This window comes from Kitasatospora herbaricolor (assembly GCF_030813695.1).
Classification (GTDB): domain Bacteria; phylum Actinomycetota; class Actinomycetes; order Streptomycetales; family Streptomycetaceae; genus Kitasatospora; species Kitasatospora herbaricolor.
The window spans coordinates 4334064-4355281 of sequence record NZ_JAUSVA010000002.1 but is presented as its reverse complement, the minus strand read 5'-3'; the positions used below and the strand labels follow the sequence as shown (position 1 = coordinate 4355281).

The following is a 21218-nucleotide window of genomic DNA, read 5'->3' as shown; positions in this document are numbered from 1 at the left end:
GGCGGCCGTCGCTCGCGGCCGTCCTGCTCGCGGCCGTCCTACTCGCGGGCGCCGATCGCCCCCGCCGCGTCCGCGCGCAGCGCCAGCCGCGCCGGCAGCGCGGTGGCCACGAAGGCCAGCAGCGCCGCCGCGCCGACCACGCCCAGGTAGGTCAGCGGCGGCGCGTACGGCCGGGCCGCCCCCGTCATACCCGCGCTGTACGCCGCCAGCGTCCCGTACGCGACGGCCGAGCCGAGTCCGACGGAGAGCAGGACCACCATCAGCGTCTCCCAGCGGAGCATCGCCCGGACCTGCCGTCCAGTGGTGCCGATCAGGCGCAGCAGCGCGAACTCGCGGCGCCTGGCGGCGGTCGCCATCACCAGGGTGTTCACCACCGCGATGCCGGTGAACGCGATGATCAGACCCATCGCGACGTAGTTGACCTGCGCCTGGCTGCCGGCCTGCGCGCCGCGGACGGCGTCGAGTTCGGCCCGGCCCAGGATCCGCACCGCGGGGAAGGCCCCGGCCGCGGCGGCCAGCTCCTCGCGCGTCGCGGTGCCGGCCACGAGCACCGAGGACGCCAGCGGGTTGTCCACGTGCGCCGCCAGCACCCCCACGGGCAACAGCAGGTCGCCGAAGCCGAGGCCGTGCTCGTAGACGGCGACCACCCGCAGCGACACCGTGACCCCGTCGCCCAGCGTGACCGGCAGCGTCCCGCCGACCGCGGCCTTCCTGGTGTCGGCGGCGAGCCGGCTGACGGCGACGGTGTCCTCGCCCATCGCGTCCAGCGACCCGGCGGTGACCCCCGGGTCCATGGTCCGGCCCAGGCCCCGCGGGGTGACGCCCTGGGCCGGGAACCTGTCCGGGCCGGAGTACACGGTCGACCGCACCACCTCGGTCACCGCCTCGACACCGGCGACCCCGCGCACCGCGTCGGCGGCGGCCCGCGGCACGCCCGGCCCGGCGGCGGCCAGCACGAACGGGGCGGTGGTGCCGGTCCGCAGCTGGTCGCCCGCCGCCCGGGCCGTGGTGGTCTGGGTGAACAGGATCGTCGAGGCCATCGCGACGGCCAGGCTGAGCGGGGTGACCACGGCGGCGAGGCGCTGCGCCTGGGCACGGGCGTTCTGCGCGGCGAGGAACCCGGCGGCCGGCGAGAGGGCCTGGACGACCCGGCCCAGCACCGCCGTGGCGAACCCGACCACCGGCGGGCCGAGCAGCGCGGTGGCGACCGCGGCCAGGACCACGGACAGGAAGGTCACGGGGGTGGCGCCGGCGTCGGTGTGCAGGCCCGACAGGACGAGTACCAGCACCACGTGGCCGACCGCCGCCAGCAGGCCGGCGACCAGCCGCAGGGCCCCCGAGCGGGGCTTCGGAGCGGCGGCCTCGGCGAGTCCCTCGGTGGGGTGCACCCGAGCCGGGCGCCGAGCCGACACCCGGGCGGCGCCCCAGCCCGCCAGCAGCGTCGCGAGTACGGCCACGACCGGCGGGAACGGGCTGAGCAGCAGGTGCAGGGTGTCCGGCAGCGCGCCGATCGCCAGGAAGCGGCGGTGCAGCCAGCCGGCCAGCGCGAGCCCGGCCAGCGCCCCGGGCAGCCCGGCCAGCAGGCCGACCACCAGGGCCTCCCGGCCGACCGTCCGGCGCAGCTGGCGCGGCGTCGCCCCGATCGCGCGGAGCAGCGCCAGCTCGCGCACCCGCTGCTGGACGGAGAGCGAGAAGGTGCCCGTCACCACCAGCAGGGCCACCAGCAGCGAGGTGCCGCCCATCGCGGCGCCCATGCTGATCAGCTTCACCCGGGCCTTGCCCGCCGCCAGGAACTCGGCCGGGCCCAGGGCGTCGCCCGCGCGGACCTCGGCCGTCGTGCCGGCCAGCGCCGCGACGGCCCGGGCCCGGACTCCGGGCAGGTCCGCGCCGGGCTCGGGGAGCAGTCCGATCGCGGCCACCTGCCCGGGGCGGCCGGCCAGCCGCCGGGCCTCGCCGGCGGTGAAGAACAGCGCCGACTGCCGGGCGAGCGGACCGCCGACGGGCGAGGCCACCCCGACCACCCGGTACGCGGCTGGCGCGGCGCCGGACTGCACGGTGACCGTGCCGCCGACGCCGACCCCGGCGCGCCGGGCGGCCGCCGCGTCCAGCACGATCTCGTCGTCCGCGGCGGGGGCCCGGCCCGCGTCCAGCCCGAACGGCGTGAGCACGGCGGACTCCCAGGCGTGTCCCCAGGAGGAGCCGCCCGCGGCCCCGCCGCCCGGGGCCAGCACCTCCGCGGGGAAGGTGAGTTCGGGGACGACCGCGCGGACGCCGGGCAGCGCGCCGAGCCGGTCCGCGGTGCGGGCGTCCAGCCAGGCCCGCTCGGTCAGCGCCTTGGCCTTGTCCTTCGTCTTGTCCCCCTTCCGCTCGATCCGGTGCAGCTCCTGGTCCGCCGTGACCAGCAGGGGCGTACCGGCGTACCGCTCGGTGGGGATCCGGCCGCGCAGGCCGGTCTCCAGCAGCGCGCCGCAGGCGGTGACCAGAGCGGCGGCGCACATCAGCGCGACGAAGGCGCCGGCGAAGGCCCCCTTGCGGGCCCGCAGGGTGCTCAGGGCGAGGAAGAACATCAGGCCCACGCTCCCAGCCGGCTCATCCGGTCGGCCACCAGCTCGGCGGTCGGCGCGGTGAGCGCGTCGGCGAGGGCGCCGTCGGCGAGGAAGAGCACGGTGTCGGCGTAGGAGGCGGCGACCGGGTCGTGGGTGACCATGACGACGGTCTGGCCCAGCTCGTCGACGGTCTGCCGGAGCAGCCCGAGCACCTCTTTCGCCGTCACGGTGTCCAGCGCGCCGGTGGGTTCGTCGCCGAACACCACCTCCGGCCGGGTGACCAGCGCCCGCGCGACGGCCACCCGCTGCTGCTGCCCGCCGGACAGTTCGGCCGGCCGGTGCCCGGTGCGGTCCGCCAGGCCCACCCGCTCGACGATCTCCGCCAGCCAGGCCCGGTCCGGGCGGCGCCCGGCCAACCGCAGCGGCAGCGTGATGTTCTGCAGGACCGTCAGGGAAGGCATCAGGTTGAACGCCTGGAACACGAAGCCGATCCGGTCCCGGCGCAGCCGGGTCAGCCGGGTCTCGTCCAGCCCGGTCAGCTCGATCCCGCCGAGCGTCACAGTCCCGCCGGTGGGCCGGTCGAGGCCGGCCGCGCAGTGCAGGAAGGTGCTCTTCCCGGAGCCGGACGGCCCCATCACGGCGGTGAAGCTGCCGCGCGGGATGTCGACGCTGACACCGCGCAGCGCGTGCACGGTGCCGGCGCCGCGGCCGTACACCTTGGTGACCGAGGAGAGGCTCACGGCCGCCTCCGGGCGGGCGCCGGGGGTGGGGTCCGGCGCGGCGGCCGGGCGGGCCGAGGAGGAGAAGATCTTGGGCATGACCCCAGCGTGCTCCGCCGCCCGGCCCTGTTCTAGTGTCAGAAACGGCAACGGATGACAGCTTGTTGCCACTCGACCGGGGATCGGGGGGAACGTTGTCGGGTCTGATCGCGCTGGGGGTTCCGGACGAACATCTCAGGCTGTACCGGTACTTCCTGCGACATCCGGGGCACGCGGCCGAGGCGGCCGGCACCGCCTTCGGCTGGGACCGCGACACCGTCGAGGAGGCCCTGGAGCGGCTGCAGGGGAAGGGCCTGATCCGCCTCTCGGACAAGCACACGGTGCTGGTCTCGGACCCTTCGGTGGCGGTCGAGTGGCTGGTCGAGCAGCAGCTCGGCGAGCTGCGGAACGCCACCGACCAGGTGGTCGCCGCCCGCAAGGTGATCGCCGCGCTCTCCGAGGAGCACAAGCACGGTCTGGCGGAGACACCGGTCGGGGAGATCGAGCGGGTGGACGGCGTGGACGCCATCCGCGACCGCCTCGCCGACCTGGCCTTCTTCACCTTCCGCGAGCTGATGGCGCTGCTGCCGAACCGCTGGCAGCCGGAGAGCATCGAACAGGCCCGGCAGTCCGACCTGCGGATGCTGCGGCGCGGCATCCGCTGGCGCACGGTCGTCGGCCCGGAGGCCGTCGCCGATCCGGCGACCAACGCCTACCTGCGCGAACTCGTGGCGCTCGGCGGCGAGGTGCGGTTCACCGACCAGGCGATCCGGCGGATGGTGATCTGGGACCGTGGTGTCGCCATGGTGCCGGTCGACCCGGACGACTACCAGCAGGCGACCCTGGTGGTCCGGCAGGCCGGCCTGGTCGCCAACACCGTCGCCTGGTTCGAACAGGTCTGGGGGAGCAGCCGGGAACTGCCCGCCGAGGAGAGCGGCGGGGAAGGCGCCCCGCCGGCGCTGTCCGAGGTCGAACGCCGGGTCCTGGACGTCCTCACCCGCACCGACAAGGACGAGGCGGCGGCCCGCGAGATGGGCGTCTCGCTGCGTACCTTCCGGCGCTACATCGCCGACATCATGCTCCGGCTGGGCGCCGCCAACCGCTTCCAGGCGGGCCTGCTGGCCAAGGAGCGGGGCTGGATCTAGGCCCACGGCCCGCTGCCCGCTGCCCACTGCCCACTGCCCACGGCCTTCGGCCCTGGAGCCCCCTGCGGCCTTGAATCTCCCGCAGGGGGAGTTCCTACCGTACGGAGGAACGCGGACGGCCGGCCCGGCCGACCGCGGGCCGAGGGGTGCGAGGAGGCAGTCATGACGGCGTTCGTACTGGTGCCGGGCAGTTGGACCGGCGGCTGGATCTGGCAGGAGGTGGCCGCCCGGCTGCGCGAGTCGGGGGCCGAGGTGCACCCGGTGACGCTCACCGGCATGGGTGACCGGCAGCACCTGGCCGGCCCCGGCACCGACCTGGAGACCCACATCGACGACCTGGTACGGGTGATCGACGAGGTGCGGGACCCGCAGCTGGTGATCGTCGGCCACGACTACGGCATCCACCCGGTACTGGGCGCCGCCGACCGGCGCCCGGACCGGATCGCCCGGATCGTTTACCTGGACGCCGGCATGCCGCAGGACGGCGACGCCGCGCTCCGACTGGCCGACCAGAGCGTCCGCGACCTGCTGCTGGGCCCCGCCGGGCCCGAGGAGGCCGACCGGCCGGTCCCCGCGCCCGGGCCGGACGGGTGGCAGCGCGGCGGCAGCGTCGCCGGCCTCACCGAGGAGGCCCTGGCGCGGATGACCCGGCTCGCCGCACCCCAGCCACGGGCCACCCTCACCCAGCCGCTCCGCCTGTCGGGCGCGGTCGCCGGCCTGCCCACCAGCGGCGTCCTGTGCACGGCCAACGGGACGAGCATCGCCCTGCTGCAGGCCCTGGTCGGCCTCGGCGATCCGCGCCTGCAGGCGCTGACCGACCCGCGGGTGAGCTTCTTCGACCTCGACACCGGCCACTGGCCGATGCTCTCGGCGCCCGAGGAACTCTCCGCCGCCCTGCTGGCCGCCGCCGCCGGCGAGGGCCACCGGCTGTCCGCGGCGGCCGCCGAACGGCCCGCGCACCTGGAGCCCTTCGTGCTGGACGTCCCGGAGCGCCCCCGGGAGCGGGTCGGCGCGGTCGACCTCTACCGCCCCGACGGCGACCTGCCCGCCCCGGCGATCGTGTTCGTCCACGGCGGCCCGGTGCCGGCCGGGGCGCGGCCCACCCCGCGCGACTGGCCGTCCTTCACCGGCTACGCCGGGTACGTCGCGGGCCTGGGCGCCGTCGGGGTGACGGTGGACCACGGGCTGCACGGCCTGGAGGACTTCGCCAAGGCCGCCGAGAACATCGCCGCGGCGGTCGAACTCGTCCGGGCCGACCCGGGCGTGGACGGGGACCGCATCGCGATCTGGTACTTCTCCGGCGGCGGCCCGCTCTCGGCGGAGGTGCTGGCGGCGCCGCCGTCCTGGCTGCGCTGCGTCGCGGCGACCTACCCCGTCCTCGCGCCGCTGCCCAGCTGGGGGATGGCGGCCGACGGACGGTTCGCCCCCGCCGCGGCGGTGCGGTCGGCGGGCCGGCTGCCGATCGTCCTCACCCGGGTGGAGCTGGAGCTCCCGGAGATCGCGACCACCGTCGAGGGGTTCCTGGCCGCCGCGAAGGACGCCGGGGCCGAGGTCGAGGTGATCGACGTACCGGGCGGCCACCACGGCTTCGAGACCGTCGACCGGACGGAGGAGGCCCGTGCGGCGGTGCGTCACGCCGTCCGGTCCGTCCTGGGACACCTGCGCCGCTGAGGCTCCCCGGCCACCCGCCGGGTGCGCACCGAGGGTCCCGGCCGCAGGGGAGCCGGGACCCTCGGCGGGGCGCCGCCGGGCTGGTCGGCGCTCTCCTCCCGGATGTAGTCCGCGTACTCGGCGGCGGTGAGGAGCTCGTCCAGGTGCTTGGGGTCGGACATGGTGACCTGCACGATCCAGCCCTCGCCGTACGGGTCGGTGTTGAGGTACTCCGGGTCGGAACCGAGGTCCTCGTTCACGGCGGCGATGGTGCCCCCCCACCGGCATGTAGATCTCGGAGACGGCCTTGACCGACTCCACGCTGCCGAACGGCTCCGAACTCTCGAAGCTGTCACCGGACTTCGGCTGCTCGACGTAGACGATGTCCCCCAACTGGCGCTGTGCGTGGTCGGTGATGCCGATGTGCACCCTGCCGTTCCCCGAGGGGCGGACCCACTCGTGGTCCTTGCTGTACTTCAGGTCCGTCGGGATGTCTGCCATGCCGGCCTCCGGGGATTCGTCCGTGGGGCGCCCTGACGATGGGGACGGGCGCCGGCGGCGAGCCTGCTACAGGCGGGGTCCCCCGGGCGGGATGCTCACTCGTACGAGTGAGTCGGGCGACTTCGGGCCCCGGTGCTGCCGGGGTTGCCGGTGCCGTCGGCGCTCCGGTCCGAGGGGGTGCCGGTTCCGGCGGTGCCGGCCCAGGGGGTGCCGGTTCAGGTGCGGGGCGCCGGGGCCGCCGCGAGCATCGGGAGCGACGACAGGTGCTCCTCCGGGACGTCGAAGGCCGCGGCCAGGGCGGACAGGTGCGGGGCCAGGCGGGCGACCAGCCGCCGCCGGGTCCCGGCGAGTGCGCCGACCTGACCGGCCGTGAGTGACCTCCCGGCCAGCAGCAGTCCGCTGCGCGAGTCCACCTGACCGAGCAGGAAGAGTGCGCACAGGTCGTCCAGGGCGGCGCGCGTGGCAGGGTCGGCGACGCGGTGGCAGGCCGCGACGAAGGCGTCCGCGGCCTGTCCCACGGCGTGCGCGTCGACGAGGGCCAGCGCGGCGTCGGAGGCGTTGTTCCAGCGGCTCAGTCCGCCGCCCGCCCGGTCGCCGCCCGCCCCGTCGTCGCCGGCCCCGCCGCCGCGAAGGTCGCGCCGGGCGGCCAGGTGCCAGTGGCGCTCGGCGGCGGCGAGAACCTGCCGGAGGAAGCGCGGGTCGGTCAGGTCCTCCGCGCCGGTCGCCTCCCCGGTGGTCGGGGCCGGCTCCTGCCCGAAAATCATCTCGGCGCCGGCCTTGCACCAGATCGCCAGGTTGTCCCCCTCGGCGGTGATCGCCCCGTCCGCGTTGGCGGAGTACTCGGCCAGCCCGTTCACCGGGAAGAGCCCCTGGGCCCCGCAGCGCTCCCGGCTCTCGATCGTGATGTCCCGCGACTTCCAGGTGATCCAGCCCTTGGCGACGGCCACCAGGCGCTCGGCGTCAGCGCGTTCCTCGGGCCGGTGGGTGGTCCAGGCCGCGGTGACCGCCCGGTGGAGGAAGGTCATGGCGTAGGCGGTGGCCACGCACCCCAGCAGCCTGCCGTGGTGGCTGCGGTGCGCGGCCAGCGGGACCCGCCGCCCGTCGCCCGCGCCGGAGATGTGCCGCACGTACGCGTAGCGGACCGCCGCGGCCAGGGCCGCCCGGCAGCCGCCGAGCGTGCTCGCGCTCATGCAGAGCTTGCCCACCGCCACCCGCCCGATGGCGTGCAGGAACCGCTTGCGCGAACTGCCCACCGTGCTGGTGAAGGTGCCGTCCGGCAGCAGCCGGCCGTGCGGCCCCTGGATCAGCGCGGTCCGCGGCAGGCGGACGTGGTGGAAGGCGGTGACGCAGTGGTCCACCGGACTGCCGATCCGCTCCGGCAGCATCGTGACGGTGACCCCCGGCAGCGTCCCCCGGTGGTCGCTCAGTGGGGTGAGGAACAGGAAGACCCCTCGGTCCCGGTCGTCGACCAGCAGCCGGGCCGCCACGACCGCCGTCTTCGGCCCGCCCGCCGGGCCGGTGTTGGGCATGTACTTCCGGGCGCCCTCGTTCGGCGTGTGCAGCACGAACCCGTCGCTCTCCCGGTCGTAGCGGGCGATGGTCTCCAGTGCGGCCGCGTCGTTGCCGTGCGCCCGCTCGGTGCACAGGAAGGTCCCGACGCGGGCCAGCGAGGTGAACTCGCCCACCTCGCGCACCGGCGAGACCTCGTCGTCGAGCACGCTGCCCAGGAAGAGGTTGTAGTGGATGCCGGCCACGGTCGCCGTCGCGCCGTCCACCACCGCGGCCCATTCGTGCAGCGCGGCCAGTGCACGTGGATCCCCGGCCAACCATTCGGGGGAGAGCGGGAGTTCGGCGTTCAGCGCGCGCAGGCGGTCGTACGCGAGCTGCCACCGATCCTCGATCCGGGCCCCGGGCCGGTAGCGGAACAGGTCGGCGGAGACGGCCTTGCGCCAGTGTCCGTGGAGGTAGGTGCCGTCGGGACCGTCGTCGAAGAGGAGCCCGGTTAAGCCGTCGAGGTCGAGGGTGACAGGTGTGGAGGTCGTCGTCGTCATCATGATCGGTTCAACGACGGCGCACAGGGCGCAGGAACGATCTTTCTGTTGCCGTTCCGTTAAACCTCACGCCCGCCCGTCCCGTTCCGGGCGGCCCCCGACCGGGCGGCGCGGTGCCGGCCGGCCCGGGCGGGAACCGGCGCGGGCGGGAACCGGCGCGGGAGGGAACCGGCGCGGGAGGGAAGAGGCGTACGAGGAAACCCTGAGGTCAGGACGTGGCGGAAACGTGTTCGTCGGCCGGGTGTTGTGGCTATACGATCATTCGGCCGGCCGCTGTGAAGTCGCGGCAGGGCCCATTCGCACACGCATCCCGGGGGACCGTTGAAGATCCGTCGTTCGCTCGCCACCGCCGTCTTCCTCGCCACGGCCGCCGCGCCTCTCGCCGCGGGCACCGCACCGGCGTTCGCCGACAGCGTCCCGGCGGGGCAGGAGCAGACCGACCCGGCCGGGACGAAGGCGGACGAGGAGAACCGGGCGGCGATCGAGAGGCTGCTCGTCTACCCGAACGACTACCTGCTGACGGCCCCGAGCGACTACCTGCGCGAGCACGCGGCGGCGGCGCTCGCCGGCACCCCGGCCGACCGCGCGCGGTTCCTCACGTCGGAGGTGGACCGGATCCGCCGGGACGACGCGCGGATCGCCATCCTGCGGATCATGAACGTCGGCGGCCCGGCGGTGAAGAAGGCCGGCACCGCAGCCTTCCCGACGGACGACCTCGACGTGTACCGCGCCTTCCTGAACGTCGGCCAGTACACGGCCCGGGCGGAGGACGAGAACCGCGCCGAGGTACAGCGGCTCCTCGACGACCCGAGCACGGGCCGGGGCGTGCGCGAGGGTGCTGAGAAGGCGCTCGCCGGCACGGCCGCGGACGTCGAGCACTTCCTCAAGGTGGAGTTGGAGCCGCTGCGGGACACCGACGACCGGGTCCTGCTCACCCAGATCATGTCCCGCGGCGGCCCGGCGGTGCGGAAGGCCGCCAACATCGCGATGTCGGGCACCGTCGAGGACGTCCGCGAGTTCCTGAAGACCGGCCAGTACATCGCCCGCGCCGAGGACGAGAACCGCGCCGAGGTCCAGCGCATCCTCGACGACCCGGCCACCGGCCGGCACGTCCGGGAGGCGGGGCAGAAGGCGCTGGCGGGCAGCGCCGCGGACGTCGAGCACTTCCTGAAGGCGGAGCTGGAGCCGCTGCGGGCGAGCGACGACCGGGTCCGGGTCTCCCAGATCATCGAGGCCGGCGGCCCCGAGGTCCGCAAGGCCGGCACCGCCGCGCTCGACGGCGCCATCGAGGACGTCCGGGCCTTCCTGAAGGAGGGCCAGTACACGGCCCGCGCCAAGGACAAGGCCGCCGAGCAGGCCGCCGCCGAGGCCGCGCAGGGCGCCTCCGGTGCCGGCCGGTCGGGCAGCACCGTCGTCCCCGCCTCGGTCACCACCGGCACCACGACCGGGACCACGACCGCCACCCCGGCCCCGGTCTTCGGCACGGGCGGCCAGGCCGCCGGCGGCTCGCTGGCCGCCACCGGCTCGACCGCCCCGCTCGGGTCCCTCGCCGCAGCCGCCGGCGCGGCCGTCGTCCTGGGCGCCGGCGCGGTCGTCGTCTCGCGCCGCCGCCCGCAGGCCTGATCACCCCCCTCCGCCGGTCGCCGCGCTGCTCGCGGCGGCCGGCGGAGTGCTGTCTCCCGCCGACGGTCGGGGCTGCTGGGCCAGTGCATGCGCATCCGCCGACACGGGGCCCGGAAGCCGGGGCCGAGGTGAAGCGGTCGTGCGGACGCGATGCGGAGGTCGCCTGCGGGCGGTCACCGACCACGTGCTCGCCGGCCTCGCGATTAGGTGGGGCGTGCTACACCTGAAGTAATCAAAGGGGCACTTTGCATCAACTGAATCTCGGCATCATGGCGCAGTCACGCAAGGAGAACGAGCACCGACTGCCGATCCATCCCGCACATTTCGATCGGATCGACGTCGACCTCCGCGGCCGTATTCACCTTGAGCGGGGGTACGGAGAACACTTCGGGGTCTCCGACGGGCAACTGGCCCCCCTCGTCGCCGGATTGCTCTCACGGGCGGAGCTGATCAGGCAGTCCGATGTGGTCCTGATGGCGAAGCCGATGCCGGAGGACGTCGCCGAACTGCGCGAGGGACAGGTCCTGTGGGGCTGGCCGCACTGCGTCCAGGACGAGGAGGTCACCCAGACGGCCATCGACCGGAGATTGACGCTCATCGCTTTCGAGGCGATGAACCACTGGACCAGTGACGGCGCGTTCAACCTGCACGTCTTCCACAAGAACAACGAGATGGCCGGGTACGCCTCGGTGCTGCACGCCTTGCAGCTGCGGGGTTCGACCGGGGACTACGGGCGTCGGCTGCGCGCGGTCGTGATCGGCTTCGGCGCGACAGCCCGAGGAGCCGTGACGGCCCTGAACTCCCTGGGTGTGCACAACGTCGACGTGCTCACCGCGCGTGGCGTCACGGCGGTCAGCTCACCGATCCACTCCGCGCGCATCGTCCAGTTCGATCACGACGAGGCGAACGAGACCGCCGACCCGCGCCGCAGCCACGCCCTCACCCAGGACGGCCGGATACCGCTGGCGGAGTTCCTCTCCGCACACGACATCATCGTCAACTGCGTGCTGCAGGACACCGGGGCACCGCTGACGTTCCTGATCGACGAGGACCTCGGCACGCTGGCGCCGGGCACCCTCGTCATCGACGTCTCCTGCGACGAGGGGATGGGCTTCAGTTGGGCGCGGCCCACCACCTTCGCCGATCCGATGTTCACCGTCGGCGACAACGTGCACTACTACGGCGTGGACCACAGCCCCTCCTACCTGTGGAACTCCGCCACCTGGGAGAACAGTGAGGCGCTGATCCCGCACCTGCGCCCGGTCATGGAGGGTCCCAGCAGCTGGGAGGCGGACGAGACCATCCGTCGTGCCATCGAGATCCGCGAAGGCACCGTCCGGAACCCGGCCGTGCTGGCGTTCCAGCACCGGTCGCCGGACTACCCCCACGCCAAGGTGTAGTCGCCGCCGGTCGGACCCAGGACCGGGACGGTGAACGCCGAAGGCCCCGACCGCTGGGCGGTCGGGGTCTTCGAGCTGCCATGGCCGGCAGAGGCGGGGGATACCGGATTCGAACTCGTGAGGGGTCCCAACACGCTTTCCCATGCTCCCGAACGCCGTTCGCCGGGGTTAGCACCCGTTCTGACCTGCAGCGGAGCGGGTGGCCCGGCGGCGCCCGAACTTGGCTGGAAGCGGATGGACGAGACCAGAACCGAGTCCACGGCGCCGGCGCTCGGACGGCCGGTTCCGGGCCTGTCACCACTGGCCTACCGTCACGCCACGACGCACCGGAGCTGATGGCGGCCGGTGACCACCGGCCGAGCACCGGACCGCCGTGCCGGCCCGGCCCGGTGCTCTCGGCGGATCAGAGGGTGACGGCGCGCAGCGCGATCAGGGCGATGGAGGCCATGGTGAGGACCGCCGCCGGAGGCGCGCCCTTGCGGTCGCCGACTCGCAGGTGGAGGCGACCGCCCCGGCGAAGTAGAGCGTCAGGCCAATCGCGGCGGCGATTCCGACGGGTCCCCATCGGAGTCCGGCGAGCACACCGGCCGCGCCCGCGACCTGAGCGCCGATCAGGAAGGCCATCATGCTTTGCGGCACTCCGAGGGTGGACATCTGCTGCGTGATGTGCCGCGTCCGCAGGGACTTGGCCCCGGCCGATATCAGGAGAACGGCCGACATGAACACAGTGACGACGGCAAGGGAGACGAACACGGCTGAAACCTCAATCGTGCGAGATGCGAGCAAGGGATGTGCGCACCTCGACGACGATAGGCGGCCGATAGGTACCTCCAGGTAACCTTCGGGGCATGAGCCAGCGACCCGGAATCGCCTTCCTCGCCGACTGCCCCGCTCTCCTGGCCATGGAGATCATCGCCAGCAAGTGGTCCATGGTCACGCTCTTCGCGCTGACCGACGGCCCGTTGCGCCACGGCGAGCTGGTCGAGCTGAGCGGCGGCATCTCACGCAAGGTACTGACCCAGACGCTGCGCCGGCTCCAGGCCAACGGGCTCGTCGAGCGGCACGCGTATGCCGAGGCGCCGCCGCGGGTGGAATACGGCCTGACCGATCTGGGACGAACCCTGGAGGAGCCCATCAGGTTGCTCACCGCCTGGGCGCGGGAGAACGGCGAGGCGGTCGTCACCTTCCGGGAAAGCAGCCAACACGGCCAGAACCCACGGGCGGGCCGGACGACCCCGGTGAAGAGCCCTCCTGCTGATGAGAACCTGGACCGTTTTTGATCAACGTGCCCGACCCCATGCGCCACGAGACCGCCGAGAAGATCGGCAGACTCCGCCGAGGAAGCATCGCCGGAGCGCCCGGGCGAGGTCCCGGAACGGCCAACTGTTCGTCCAGCCGTCCGGCGGCGGCCGTAGACGTCCTGACCTGCGGTGCCGAGCCGGTCCGGTTCAGACCTTGCTGACGACGATGGTGTCCGGGAGCAGTTTCTCCAGGTCGTCGACGTCGGAGGTGAAGACGGTGACCTGTCCTCTCTGGCGCATGGCGACAACGGCGAGCATCGCCTCGATGGCGTACTTGTGACCGTGCAGGTTCGTTGCGGCCAGCAGTCTGCGGGCCTGCCTGGCCTCGTCCTTGTCCAGGTCGGCCACGCTGACGCGAGAGAGGACCCAGTCCCAGCGCTGCTCGGTGGTCCTGCCGTCGTGAGCTTCGACGAGAGTCATGGGAGAGGTGACCACGTCGGCCTCGCCACGTGCCGCGAGTTCGAGGCGGGCGATCATCATCCGGTCACCGCGAACGGCCAGGGACAGGGCTTCGCAGTCGAGCACGAAGACACGCACCGGCTTGGCCTCGCCGGCGTGCTTCCTCGTCACGCGGCCTCTCCGGTGCGCTTGCTCCGGGCAGCGCGGCGGCGTTCGTGCTCGGCATCGAGGTCGTCCAGCTCGGCGTAGGCCGTTGAGCGCTCAGTCTCGGTGACGGGTCCGTGCTCCTCTTCGAGCCAGTGGACGAGTTCTCCAAGCTTGTCCCGGTCGCGCTTGGCACGCAGCGCGTCGGTGACGCAGGCGGAGATGCCCCGTTCGTCGGCTTCCGCGCGGATCTCCTCAAGGAGATCCTCCGGGATCGTCACGGTCACTTTCTTCGATGCCATACAAGTGACCATGCTCGCCATACATGGCACCCGCACGCAAGGCGGGGCTTGTGCAGCGTGCGGCGGGGAGCGCAGTCCATGACCGGACGGGTCCATGTCCGAGTGCCTCCAAGCCTCCGAGGGGCAGTCGGATGGGGACGCTTCGGGACCGGGAGCCATCTTGCAGTTCGTCCCGCTCCGCGGTCTGGGCCTTCTGCTCGCGGGGATACGGGATCCGAACTCGCGAGGGGTTGCCCCCCACACGCTCTCCCATTCTCCCGAACCTTGTCCGCTGTTGTTCACACTCGTTCTGACCTGCAGTGGAGCGAGCCGTCGGACGGTGGTTGAACCCGGTCGGACCGGGGTGAACGAGACCGGAAGTGAGATCGCTTCCGGGACGTCGACCGGGTAGTGCCCACATGTCTCGGGTCGTTCGTACTGGACGCCGGCCAGGGGCGCCCGAGGGGCTTCCCGGGCTGTCGGGGGACAGTCTTGTCCTGGTCGAGGCGCCCGTACGGCGTCGAGCGGGGGAGGCCGAACATGTCGGCGATCTGCTGGACGGACTCTTCCCGCTCGTCGTAGGGACGTTCGGCGATCCCCATGACGCGGGTACGGCCCGTGAGCCGGTTCGGCCATCGCGGTGGAGCGGATGCCGGCGTGCGTGGCGGAGCAGGTCGCGCGACCGGTCAGGAATCGAGAAGCCCCGGCGGCCGTGCCGCCCCTAGCGTGATGGTCATGGCAACCACCGCTTCCACCGCAGCCCGCACGTCCCTCGCGTCCGTCACCCTTGAGGTGGCCGATCCCGAGGCCGCCCGCCGCTTCTACACCGCCTTCGGTGTGGACACGTACATAGGTCTGCGGGCGTCGGAGGGGCACTCCACCGGATTCCGCGGCTTCACCCTGGCGCTGACGGTGTCCGGGCCGGCCACCGTCGACGGCTTCGTCGCCGCAGCGGTGGAGGCGGGCGCCACGGTCCTGAAGCCCGCTGCGAAGTCGCTGTGGGGTTACAGCGGCGTCGTCCAGGCCCCGGACGGGACGATCTGGAAGATCGCGACCTCGGCGAAGAAGGACACCGGACCCGCCACCCGCGAGATCGACGAGCTGGTCCTGCTGATCGGCGTCGAGGACGTGAAGGCCACCAGGCAGTGCTACGTCGACCGGGGCCTGACCGTGGCCAAGAGCTTCGGCGGCAAGTACGCCGAGTTCGCTCCCGGCACCTCCAGCCTCGTCAAGCTGGCGCTGTACAAGCGCCGTGCCCTGGCCAAGGACCTCGGCGTCCCCGCCGACGGTACGGGCTCGCACCGCATCGTCCTCGGCGGCACCGCCGACACCTTCACCGACGCGGACGGCTTCGTCTGGGAGGCCGCGGCGTAGCCCGCTCCCACGCCGTCCTGAACCCCGCAGGAAGAAGACGGTGAGGGCCAGGACCAGCGCGAGGGTGACCGGGTGATGGAAGACGTCCATGCGTCTGGACGCGGGCGTCGCCACGGCATTTGACCTGAAGGTCCATGCAGCACATGGACCTCGAACGGATGGAGAGACGACATGAAAGCGCACGTGAGTTCGATCCTGCTGGGCGTCCGGAACATGGAGGCGGCCAAGCGGTTCTACACCGAGGGGCTCGGCTGGAAGATCCAGAGCGACTACGGAATCTCGGTGTTCTTCGAATCGGACGGCGCCTCGCCCGTCGGCTTGTACAGCCGCGAAGGCCTGGCCGACCAGGTGGGCACGAGCGCGGACGGCAGCGGCTTCAGCGGGCTGGTCCTCACCTACGTCGTCCGCAGTGAGACGCGGGTCGACGAGGTGATGGCGGAGGCCGTGAAGGCCGGCGCCACGATCCTCAAGCCCGCCGGCGCCCTGCCGTGGGGCGGGTACGGCGGCACCTTCACCGACCTGGACGGCTACGTCTGGAGTCTCGGCTACAGCGCCCAGGGAACCGACCAGCCCTACGCGGAGTGAAGGAGCACGTCGTGAAGTTCCGCACCCTCGTCGAGCCGCCCGAGCCCATGCGGGGATTGGAAGTTCCGCCCGAGGTGGTCGAGGCGCTCGGCGGGGGCGCGCGACCGCCGGTGACGATCACCGTCAACGGGCATCGTTGGAAGAGCCGCGTCGCCGTCATGCGCGGCCGTCACCTGCTCGGTCTCAGCAACGCCAACCGGCAGGCCGCCGCTGTCGCGACCGGCGACGAGGTCGAGGTCGAGCTGGAGCTCGACACCGAGTCGCGCGTCGTCGTCGAACCCACGGACTTCGCCCGAGCCCTCGACGCCGACCCGGCCGCCCGTGCCGCCTTCGACAACCTCACCGACAGCCGCAAGCGTGAACACGTGCGCGCCGTCGAGAACGCGAAGAAGCCCGAGACACGCCGGCGGCGTGTCGAGAAGGCCATCGCCGCCCTGCGGGACTGAACCCGAACAACGACTTCGCCGGCCGGGCAGACGCCGAGCGGAGGGCCGGCCTTACCCAACCCCTGAAAGGGACGTGCATGTCGAAACACTTCAGAACCGGCCTGTACTGGTTCCTGGCCCTTGAGTTCGCGCTGGGAGCCGTGACGAAGTGCTGGCCGGGCGACACGATGTTCAGCACCGCGTACTCCGTGAAGTTCGCCGACTGGGGTTACCCGTCCTGGATGCGCTTCGTGGTCGCCGCCCTGGAAGGCGTCGCCGCCGTCCTGCTCGTGATGCCCGACCGGCGCACACGTTTCCTGGCTGCCACGACGCTGATGTTCGTGCTCACCGGCGCGGCCACCACCCACATCGTCAACCACGACCCGTTGATGGAGAGCTGGGCCGCGCCGACCCACCTCGTCATCATGGGCATCCTCGTCCTGGCCAACTGGCCCGCCGACTGGCGACACCTCCTGCCGGCCGTCGCCGGCGGCCTCCCGCGGTCCCGGCCGAAGATCGTGGGTTGATCCTTCGGTCGTCCGCAGTGCGCGACACGATGAAGGATCGACCACGGCTGGCCGTGCTGTGCCTGCGGGCCCGCCGCAAGCCGCTGAACAAGCCGCTGAACAAGGCAGCCCGGTCGCGAAACGACGATGGCCCGGACCGCTGAGCGGTCCGGGCCATCTGCCGGCGGAGGATACGAGATTCGAACTCGTGAGGGGTTGCCCCCAACACGCTTTCCAATTCTCCGGAACTGCGTACGCCGGAGTGCGTACAGGCCGTGAGCAGGGACGCAGCGGCGGCCCGGGCCTCTGTCTGGTCGGTCGCGAACCGGGGTGAACGAGACGGGAACTGAGACGGGCTGGTCCGGCCCTGGGAGACCGTCGATCGATCCGAGTCCGCATCAGCCCCGACGTGGGCTTCTGTGCACAGCACGCCCCACACAGCTGACGCTGGTCCGCCAGTGGCCAGGATCAAGACCACCAGCCCTGACACTTGTTGCGCAGGCACTGGCGGCTTGCTCCAACTACCCGCGACTGCACGAGGCGAACCGCAGCACGCCCTGTGCCGACAACACGGCGTCGAGCGTTAACTGCCAGGTCCTCCACCTGGCACAACGTCAAACTTGCTGCTCAATAAGGGCGAACATCCTACGGCGAGGCCCAGACCCGGTCATACTGTCGCCATGAAGTTTGATCTCTCGAAGCTGGGTTCGCGCGAGTTCGAGAACCTGACGCAGACGCTTGCCATCGCGGAGTTTGGCTCAGCAGTGACCGTTTTTGGTCCGGGGCCCGATGGAGGACGAGAAGCAACCTTCGAGGGAAACACAAAGTTCGGCGATAACGGGCCGATTTGGCACGGGTACGGCGTCCTTCAGGCAAAGTATTGTGACACATTGACCACGCCCCAAAAGGACGCAACCTGGCTTATCAGCCAAATTCGAAAAGAGATGGCCGAGTGGAAAACCTCCACCAAAAGAGGAAATAAACCCGAGTACATTCTCTTCGCCACAAACGTAACCCTTTCCGGCGTCCCAAAAACTGGAGGACTGGATCGCGTTGGCAAGGAGTTGGCCTCACAGTGCGCGGCCCTCGGGATAAAGGGGTGGCACGTCTGGCACGGGGAGTCCGTAAATCGCCTACTTGAGAAGCATCCAACAATCCGGACAAGTTACGCGGCATGGGTACTTCCCGGGGATATCCTTACCGAACTCTACGCCCAGGTATCCTCGCGCAAACGGGAAGTCGGCACGGCCCTACAGCGATACCTAGCCCGAGAGCTCCTTCGCGACCTTCACGTGAATCTCGATCAGGCCGGTTCGGCAGAAGATCTTCAAATCTCTCTCGCAGACGTTTTTATCGACCTTCCAATCGGACCAGCTGGCGACCATCACTCAGGGCCAGCAGGCCAGGTATTGCGCACGCTCATTGATGTGTGTGATGCGAGAGCATCAAAATCCCAGTCACGGCAAAGCAAGGCCCACAGTGATAGGTACGTTCTGATCGGGGGGCCAGGACAAGGAAAAAGTACCGTAAGCCAGTTCCTCTGCCAGCTCTATCGCACAAAGATGACCGTAGGAACTCCAATTGGTCGAACAAATGAAATGACCAAGGCGATAGATCTCATTGGAGCCCATGCTTCCAAGGAAGGGCTAACGCCAAAGGCTCATCGATGGCCCGTCAAGATTCCCTTGACGCAGCTTGCTGATGACCTCGCGCATCAGCGGTCAAAATCAATCCTGCAGTTCATCGCATCTCGCGTATCAAGTGCCTCGAATTTCAACGTGACACCCCACGATCTGCGTGAATGGCTCGGAGCATTCCCCTGGCTAGTTCTCCTTGACGGCCTGGATGAAGTTCCGACATCAAGCAACAGAGATCAAGTCATTTCCGCGGTCAATGAGTTTATGTTGGACATTGAGGAGTCGTCTGCTGACGTTGTGATTGTTGCTACTACTCGCCCACAAGGCTATACCGATGACTTTTCTCCATCACACTTCACACATCTTGAACTAAAGCCACTGGATAACACCCACGCTCTCCGCTATGGACAGAAGCTAGCAACCGCCCGCCACGGCGCCGCCTCTGAACGTTCAGACCGATTGATGGCCCGCCTGCGACAGGCGGCCGGCGAAGCTTCTACCGCCCGCCTGATGTCATCCCCACTTCAGGTCACCATCATGGCGGTCCTACTAGACCGCATGGGCAAGGCTCCGAAAGATAGATACACCCTCTTCAAAGATTACTATCGAGTGATCTATGAACGGGAGCTCGAAAAGGAAGGGCCTTCGACGAATCTACTGCGGGATCACCGCGGCGATATTGACACTATTCACGCCGATGTTGGATTGCTTCTTCAGACAAAGAGTGAGAGGTCTGGCGATACTGAATCCAGAATCAACCTGGATGAATTCGCAGATATTATCAGGCAGCGACTTGAAAATGAGGGGCATACCGGATCAATTCTTGACGTACTCACCTCATCGATCCGGCTTGCTGCCACTGATAGGCTCGTATTTCTCGTGCCCTCACGAGCTGGCGAAGTAGGGTTTGAGATCAGATCCCTGCAAGAATTCTGGGCAGCAGATGCGCTGATGTCTGCACGCGATGAAGATGTGCGGAATCGGCTGCGTGAGATCTGCGCAAGTGCACACTGGAGAAATGTTCTCCTATTTTCTGTCGGTAAGATCTTCGCCGACAGGCGTCATCTACGTGATTCTGTGGTCGCGGTGGTCTCGGAGATGAACAGCTACGCCAAAGATCCCGACATGCCGACTCGTAGGCTGCTACTCGGATCTCGGCTAGCAGTGGAAATCCTTGCCGACGGGATGGTTAAGGCCCCCAAGCATGAGTCCGTTCTAGTAGATTTGGCGATGAAGCTTCTTGGCCAGCCCGCGGCCGACCTTTTGGAAGTATTGCCTGCTTCACTCAGTGAGAGCGGCCTCCAGACTGCCCGGGAGAACATCGAAATCTGGCTGATTGAAACTGGCCGGGTAACCGAATCACTTCTGACGTTTCTTTCTACCATGGCTACCATTGACAGTGATTGGGCCGTCGGAACGCTGAAGAGGGCTTACGCATCCAGCACGGCTGAAACGCGCAGTAATTTTATCGAGATCGGCTTCAAAATGGGGTCGGGTCATATGCTCGGCATTGCGATGAGCGACCTCCTGGATCTTCGCATTCCCGAAATGCTAAGAGTGTGCCTGGGGAGATCGTTTCGGGACTACTCCACCTCGCCGGAAATTCGCCAAATTCCACCGTGGTTCAACCGTCTCCGTGGTTTCCTTTTCGAAGGATATCAGCATTCATCCGGTACCGCTTCAGTGCTTGACCTTGGAGTTGCTCAGCTCAGCGTGGAGGTTCCACGTCATGACGAGCATCCTCTTTGGAAGGATATCGACCTCTCAGGAATTCCAGAAGAAAGCTGGATTTCGAAGACTCGGGATTTCGCAAAAGAACCGTCTGTTGCAGCGCTTGCGTCGGCATTGGCAGCCATTCGAGCGTCTGGTGCAAGTGCCAACGACATGATGCTACGAATTTTCCCATGGCCAATCGCCGCAGCTCTTCAGGACGTCGAGAGTGGCCAGGCATCAGAGGGCGATATCAACAAGGGCCTGCTTGGCGATCACGAATGCTGGCAAAAGATCGAGAACAGTTGGGTCGGCATCATGGATTGCCGGCATGCCACATCCGGGTTTCGCGAAAGCGTTAAGCATGGGGCGCCGTACCTCCCATACCTGGCAAGTCCAGTGGGGTTCATTGATCGCTTGAACCCTAAAAGAAGATCTTCGAGCGCACTGAAAAACTTGAGCGATGCACTGTCCGCGTGCGGTTCTGGATATAGCCGCTCACATCTAGCCTTCGTGGCCCTCATGGCTGTTAGGCATGGCCTCGCTGGGAACCCGCTAAATGACGATGATGTCGTCTACCTAAAAAATATCTCCGAGATTTCGAATGACCTCAATGAATTCGTCGATATTGGCTGGATTGCGCGCGTCAAAAATCCAAGCGCCAATCTAATCGCATGGCTCGACCAATTCATCAAAAAGTGTGGCCGCCCGATCCCGTATGTTAATTCACACATTACCCGCGCCTGGGTAGCCGACTTCACGCTTACCGGCCTGGGAGCTTTGGTGTGCGAATCCGATCTCACCTCTCTGGCCAAGAGGGCGCAGGGTAAGATCAAGAAAGAATGGTCTACGGTGAGGTCGAGTCAGGAGGTCGGTGCGGATAGGAGAATGTTTGCCTGTGTTGCGGTCGGGTCATTTTTCCCACCTAGCGACAGGAGGGACTTTGACGATCGATTGGCCGCACTCGTTAACGGCATCGAAGCGGGGGTCGCTCGGCCCGATATGGTAATTTCCCAGATCAACCTTATGCACGATGTAATGCAGCAGAAGCTACTTCTAGCTTTCCTTGATAGGGTCGAGGAAGTCGATTATGAGACCCGCAAGACTGCTTTCGATCGCCTAGTTGCCGATCAGACCAGCATGCTGACAAAGATTGACTTCTCCGCAATGCGAGTGCGCTGA

The 21218-nt window shown here is 69.2% G+C and carries 18 protein-coding genes and 1 pseudogene; 11 read left to right on the top strand and 8 right to left on the bottom strand.

All coding sequences use genetic code 11. The features are described 5' to 3' along the window. Positions 1–38: 38 nt before the first annotated feature. Together J2S46_RS19450 and J2S46_RS19445 are read right to left on the bottom strand one after the other, a co-directional pair. Entirely contained in the window at positions 39–2567 is a 2529-nt protein-coding gene (locus J2S46_RS19450; RefSeq protein ID WP_191288999.1) for an ABC transporter permease, read from the bottom strand. Beyond that, positions 2567–3364, bottom strand: coding sequence for an ABC transporter ATP-binding protein (locus J2S46_RS19445; protein WP_191288998.1), 798 nt, complete (start codon positions 3362–3364; stop codon positions 2567–2569). Before J2S46_RS19445 ends, J2S46_RS19450 begins: the two co-directional genes overlap by 1 nt. 95 nt (positions 3365–3459) lie before the next feature. Between J2S46_RS19445 and J2S46_RS19440 the strand changes: the two genes are divergently transcribed. Together J2S46_RS19440 and J2S46_RS19435 are read left to right on the top strand one after the other, a co-directional pair. Continuing rightward, positions 3460–4449, top strand: coding sequence for a helix-turn-helix domain-containing protein (locus J2S46_RS19440; RefSeq protein WP_191288997.1), 990 nt, complete (start codon positions 3460–3462; stop codon positions 4447–4449). 162 nt (positions 4450–4611) lie between these two features. Further along, positions 4612–6120, top strand: a complete 1509-nt coding sequence (locus J2S46_RS19435) for an alpha/beta hydrolase (protein WP_191288996.1) — start codon at positions 4612–4614, stop codon at positions 6118–6120. On the opposite strand, the gene J2S46_RS19430 is transcribed toward J2S46_RS19435, so the two are convergent. The 3 genes and pseudogenes from J2S46_RS19430 to J2S46_RS19420 form a co-directional block, all read right to left on the bottom strand. Then, positions 6081–6359 (bottom strand): glycine cleavage system protein H, encoded by a 279-nt coding sequence (locus tag J2S46_RS19430; RefSeq protein ID WP_268255678.1) that lies wholly within the window; start codon positions 6357–6359, stop codon positions 6081–6083. The two genes, J2S46_RS19435 and J2S46_RS19430, sit on opposite strands and share 40 nt — an antisense overlap. Positions 6360–6435: 76 nt before the next feature. Further along, positions 6436–6600, bottom strand: a pseudogene (locus J2S46_RS19425) (glycine cleavage system protein H); the annotation flags it as partial. A gap of 215 nt (positions 6601–6815) precedes the next feature. Further along, the gene (locus J2S46_RS19420; protein WP_229912390.1) at positions 6816–8654 is read right to left on the bottom strand and encodes an acyl-CoA dehydrogenase family protein; all 1839 of its coding nucleotides are present in this window, start codon (positions 8652–8654) and stop codon (positions 6816–6818) included. Positions 8655–8972: 318 nt separating this feature from the next. On the opposite strand from J2S46_RS19420, the gene J2S46_RS19415 reads away from it, so the two are divergent. Both J2S46_RS19415 and J2S46_RS19410 read left to right on the top strand, forming a co-directional pair. Then, positions 8973–10274, top strand: coding sequence for an ALF repeat-containing protein (locus J2S46_RS19415; protein WP_191288995.1), 1302 nt, complete (start codon positions 8973–8975; stop codon positions 10272–10274). A gap of 245 nt (positions 10275–10519) precedes the next feature. Beyond that, entirely contained in the window at positions 10520–11674 is a 1155-nt protein-coding gene (locus J2S46_RS19410; RefSeq protein WP_191288994.1) for a N(5)-(carboxyethyl)ornithine synthase, read from the top strand. 429 nt (positions 11675–12103) lie between these two features. Here the strand turns inward: J2S46_RS19410 and J2S46_RS19405 are convergent, their stop codons facing one another. Next, on the bottom strand, positions 12104–12427 hold the full coding sequence (locus J2S46_RS19405; protein ID WP_229912387.1) for a DoxX family protein: 324 nt from the start codon (positions 12425–12427) through the stop codon (positions 12104–12106). Positions 12428–12522: 95 nt separating this feature from the next. Here J2S46_RS19405 and J2S46_RS19400 point away from each other — a divergent pair, with 95 nt between their 5' ends. Beyond that, positions 12523–12954: a winged helix-turn-helix transcriptional regulator gene (locus J2S46_RS19400; RefSeq protein ID WP_191288993.1), complete on the top strand. Its 432-nt coding sequence runs from the start codon at positions 12523–12525 to the stop codon at positions 12952–12954. A gap of 168 nt (positions 12955–13122) precedes the next feature. Here the strand turns inward: J2S46_RS19400 and J2S46_RS19395 are convergent, their stop codons facing one another. Further along, positions 13123–13545, bottom strand: coding sequence for a hypothetical protein (locus J2S46_RS19395; protein ID WP_191288992.1), 423 nt, complete (start codon positions 13543–13545; stop codon positions 13123–13125). Then, positions 13542–13820 carry a ribbon-helix-helix domain-containing protein gene (locus J2S46_RS19390; RefSeq protein ID WP_191288991.1) on the bottom strand — a complete coding sequence of 93 codons (279 nt, stop codon included), beginning with the start codon at positions 13818–13820 and terminating at the stop codon, positions 13542–13544. The genes J2S46_RS19395 and J2S46_RS19390 overlap by 4 nt, the downstream gene beginning before the upstream one ends. Positions 13821–14528: 708 nt before the next feature. Here J2S46_RS19390 and J2S46_RS19380 point away from each other — a divergent pair. The 6 genes from J2S46_RS19380 (at position 14529) to J2S46_RS19355 (ending at position 21218) form a co-directional block, all read left to right on the top strand. After that, positions 14529–15173, top strand: a complete 645-nt coding sequence (locus J2S46_RS19380; protein WP_191288990.1) for a glyoxalase — start codon at positions 14529–14531, stop codon at positions 15171–15173. A 171-nt stretch (positions 15174–15344) separates the two neighbouring features. Then, entirely contained in the window at positions 15345–15758 is a 414-nt protein-coding gene (locus tag J2S46_RS19375) for a VOC family protein (RefSeq protein ID WP_191288989.1), read from the top strand. 11 nt (positions 15759–15769) lie between these two features. Next, positions 15770–16204 (top strand): YdeI/OmpD-associated family protein, encoded by a 435-nt coding sequence (locus tag J2S46_RS19370; RefSeq protein ID WP_229912383.1) that lies wholly within the window; start codon positions 15770–15772, stop codon positions 16202–16204. A 77-nt stretch (positions 16205–16281) separates the two neighbouring features. Beyond that, on the top strand, positions 16282–16710 hold the full coding sequence (locus J2S46_RS19365; RefSeq protein WP_191288988.1) for a DoxX family protein: 429 nt from the start codon (positions 16282–16284) through the stop codon (positions 16708–16710). A 17-nt stretch (positions 16711–16727) separates the two neighbouring features. Then, complete coding sequence (locus J2S46_RS19360) at positions 16728–16853, top strand: hypothetical protein (protein WP_268255677.1); 126 nt, start codon at positions 16728–16730, stop codon at positions 16851–16853. A gap of 516 nt (positions 16854–17369) precedes the next feature. Next, entirely contained in the window at positions 17370–21218 is a 3849-nt protein-coding gene (locus J2S46_RS19355) for an NACHT domain-containing protein (protein WP_191288987.1), read from the top strand.

Coding starts and splice junctions, on each gene's coding strand:
- J2S46_RS19450 (WP_191288999.1), bottom strand. CDS start 2,567: ATGTTCTTCCTCGCCCTGAGCACCCTGCGGGCCCGCAAGGGGGCCTTC.
- J2S46_RS19445 (WP_191288998.1), bottom strand. CDS start 3,364: ATGCCCAAGATCTTCTCCTCCTCGGCCCGCCCGGCCGCCGCGCCGGAC.
- J2S46_RS19435 (WP_191288996.1), top strand. CDS start 4,612: ATGACGGCGTTCGTACTGGTGCCGGGCAGTTGGACCGGCGGCTGGATC.
- J2S46_RS19420 (WP_229912390.1), bottom strand. CDS start 8,654: ATGATGACGACGACGACCTCCACACCTGTCACCCTCGACCTCGACGGC.
- J2S46_RS19400 (WP_191288993.1), top strand. CDS start 12,523: ATGAGCCAGCGACCCGGAATCGCCTTCCTCGCCGACTGCCCCGCTCTC.
- J2S46_RS19390 (WP_191288991.1), bottom strand. CDS start 13,820: ATGGCATCGAAGAAAGTGACCGTGACGATCCCGGAGGATCTCCTTGAG.
- J2S46_RS19380 (WP_191288990.1), top strand. CDS start 14,529: ATGGTCATGGCAACCACCGCTTCCACCGCAGCCCGCACGTCCCTCGCG.
- J2S46_RS19375 (WP_191288989.1), top strand. CDS start 15,345: ATGAAAGCGCACGTGAGTTCGATCCTGCTGGGCGTCCGGAACATGGAG.
- J2S46_RS19365 (WP_191288988.1), top strand. CDS start 16,282: ATGTCGAAACACTTCAGAACCGGCCTGTACTGGTTCCTGGCCCTTGAG.
- J2S46_RS19355 (WP_191288987.1), top strand. CDS start 17,370: ATGAAGTTTGATCTCTCGAAGCTGGGTTCGCGCGAGTTCGAGAACCTG.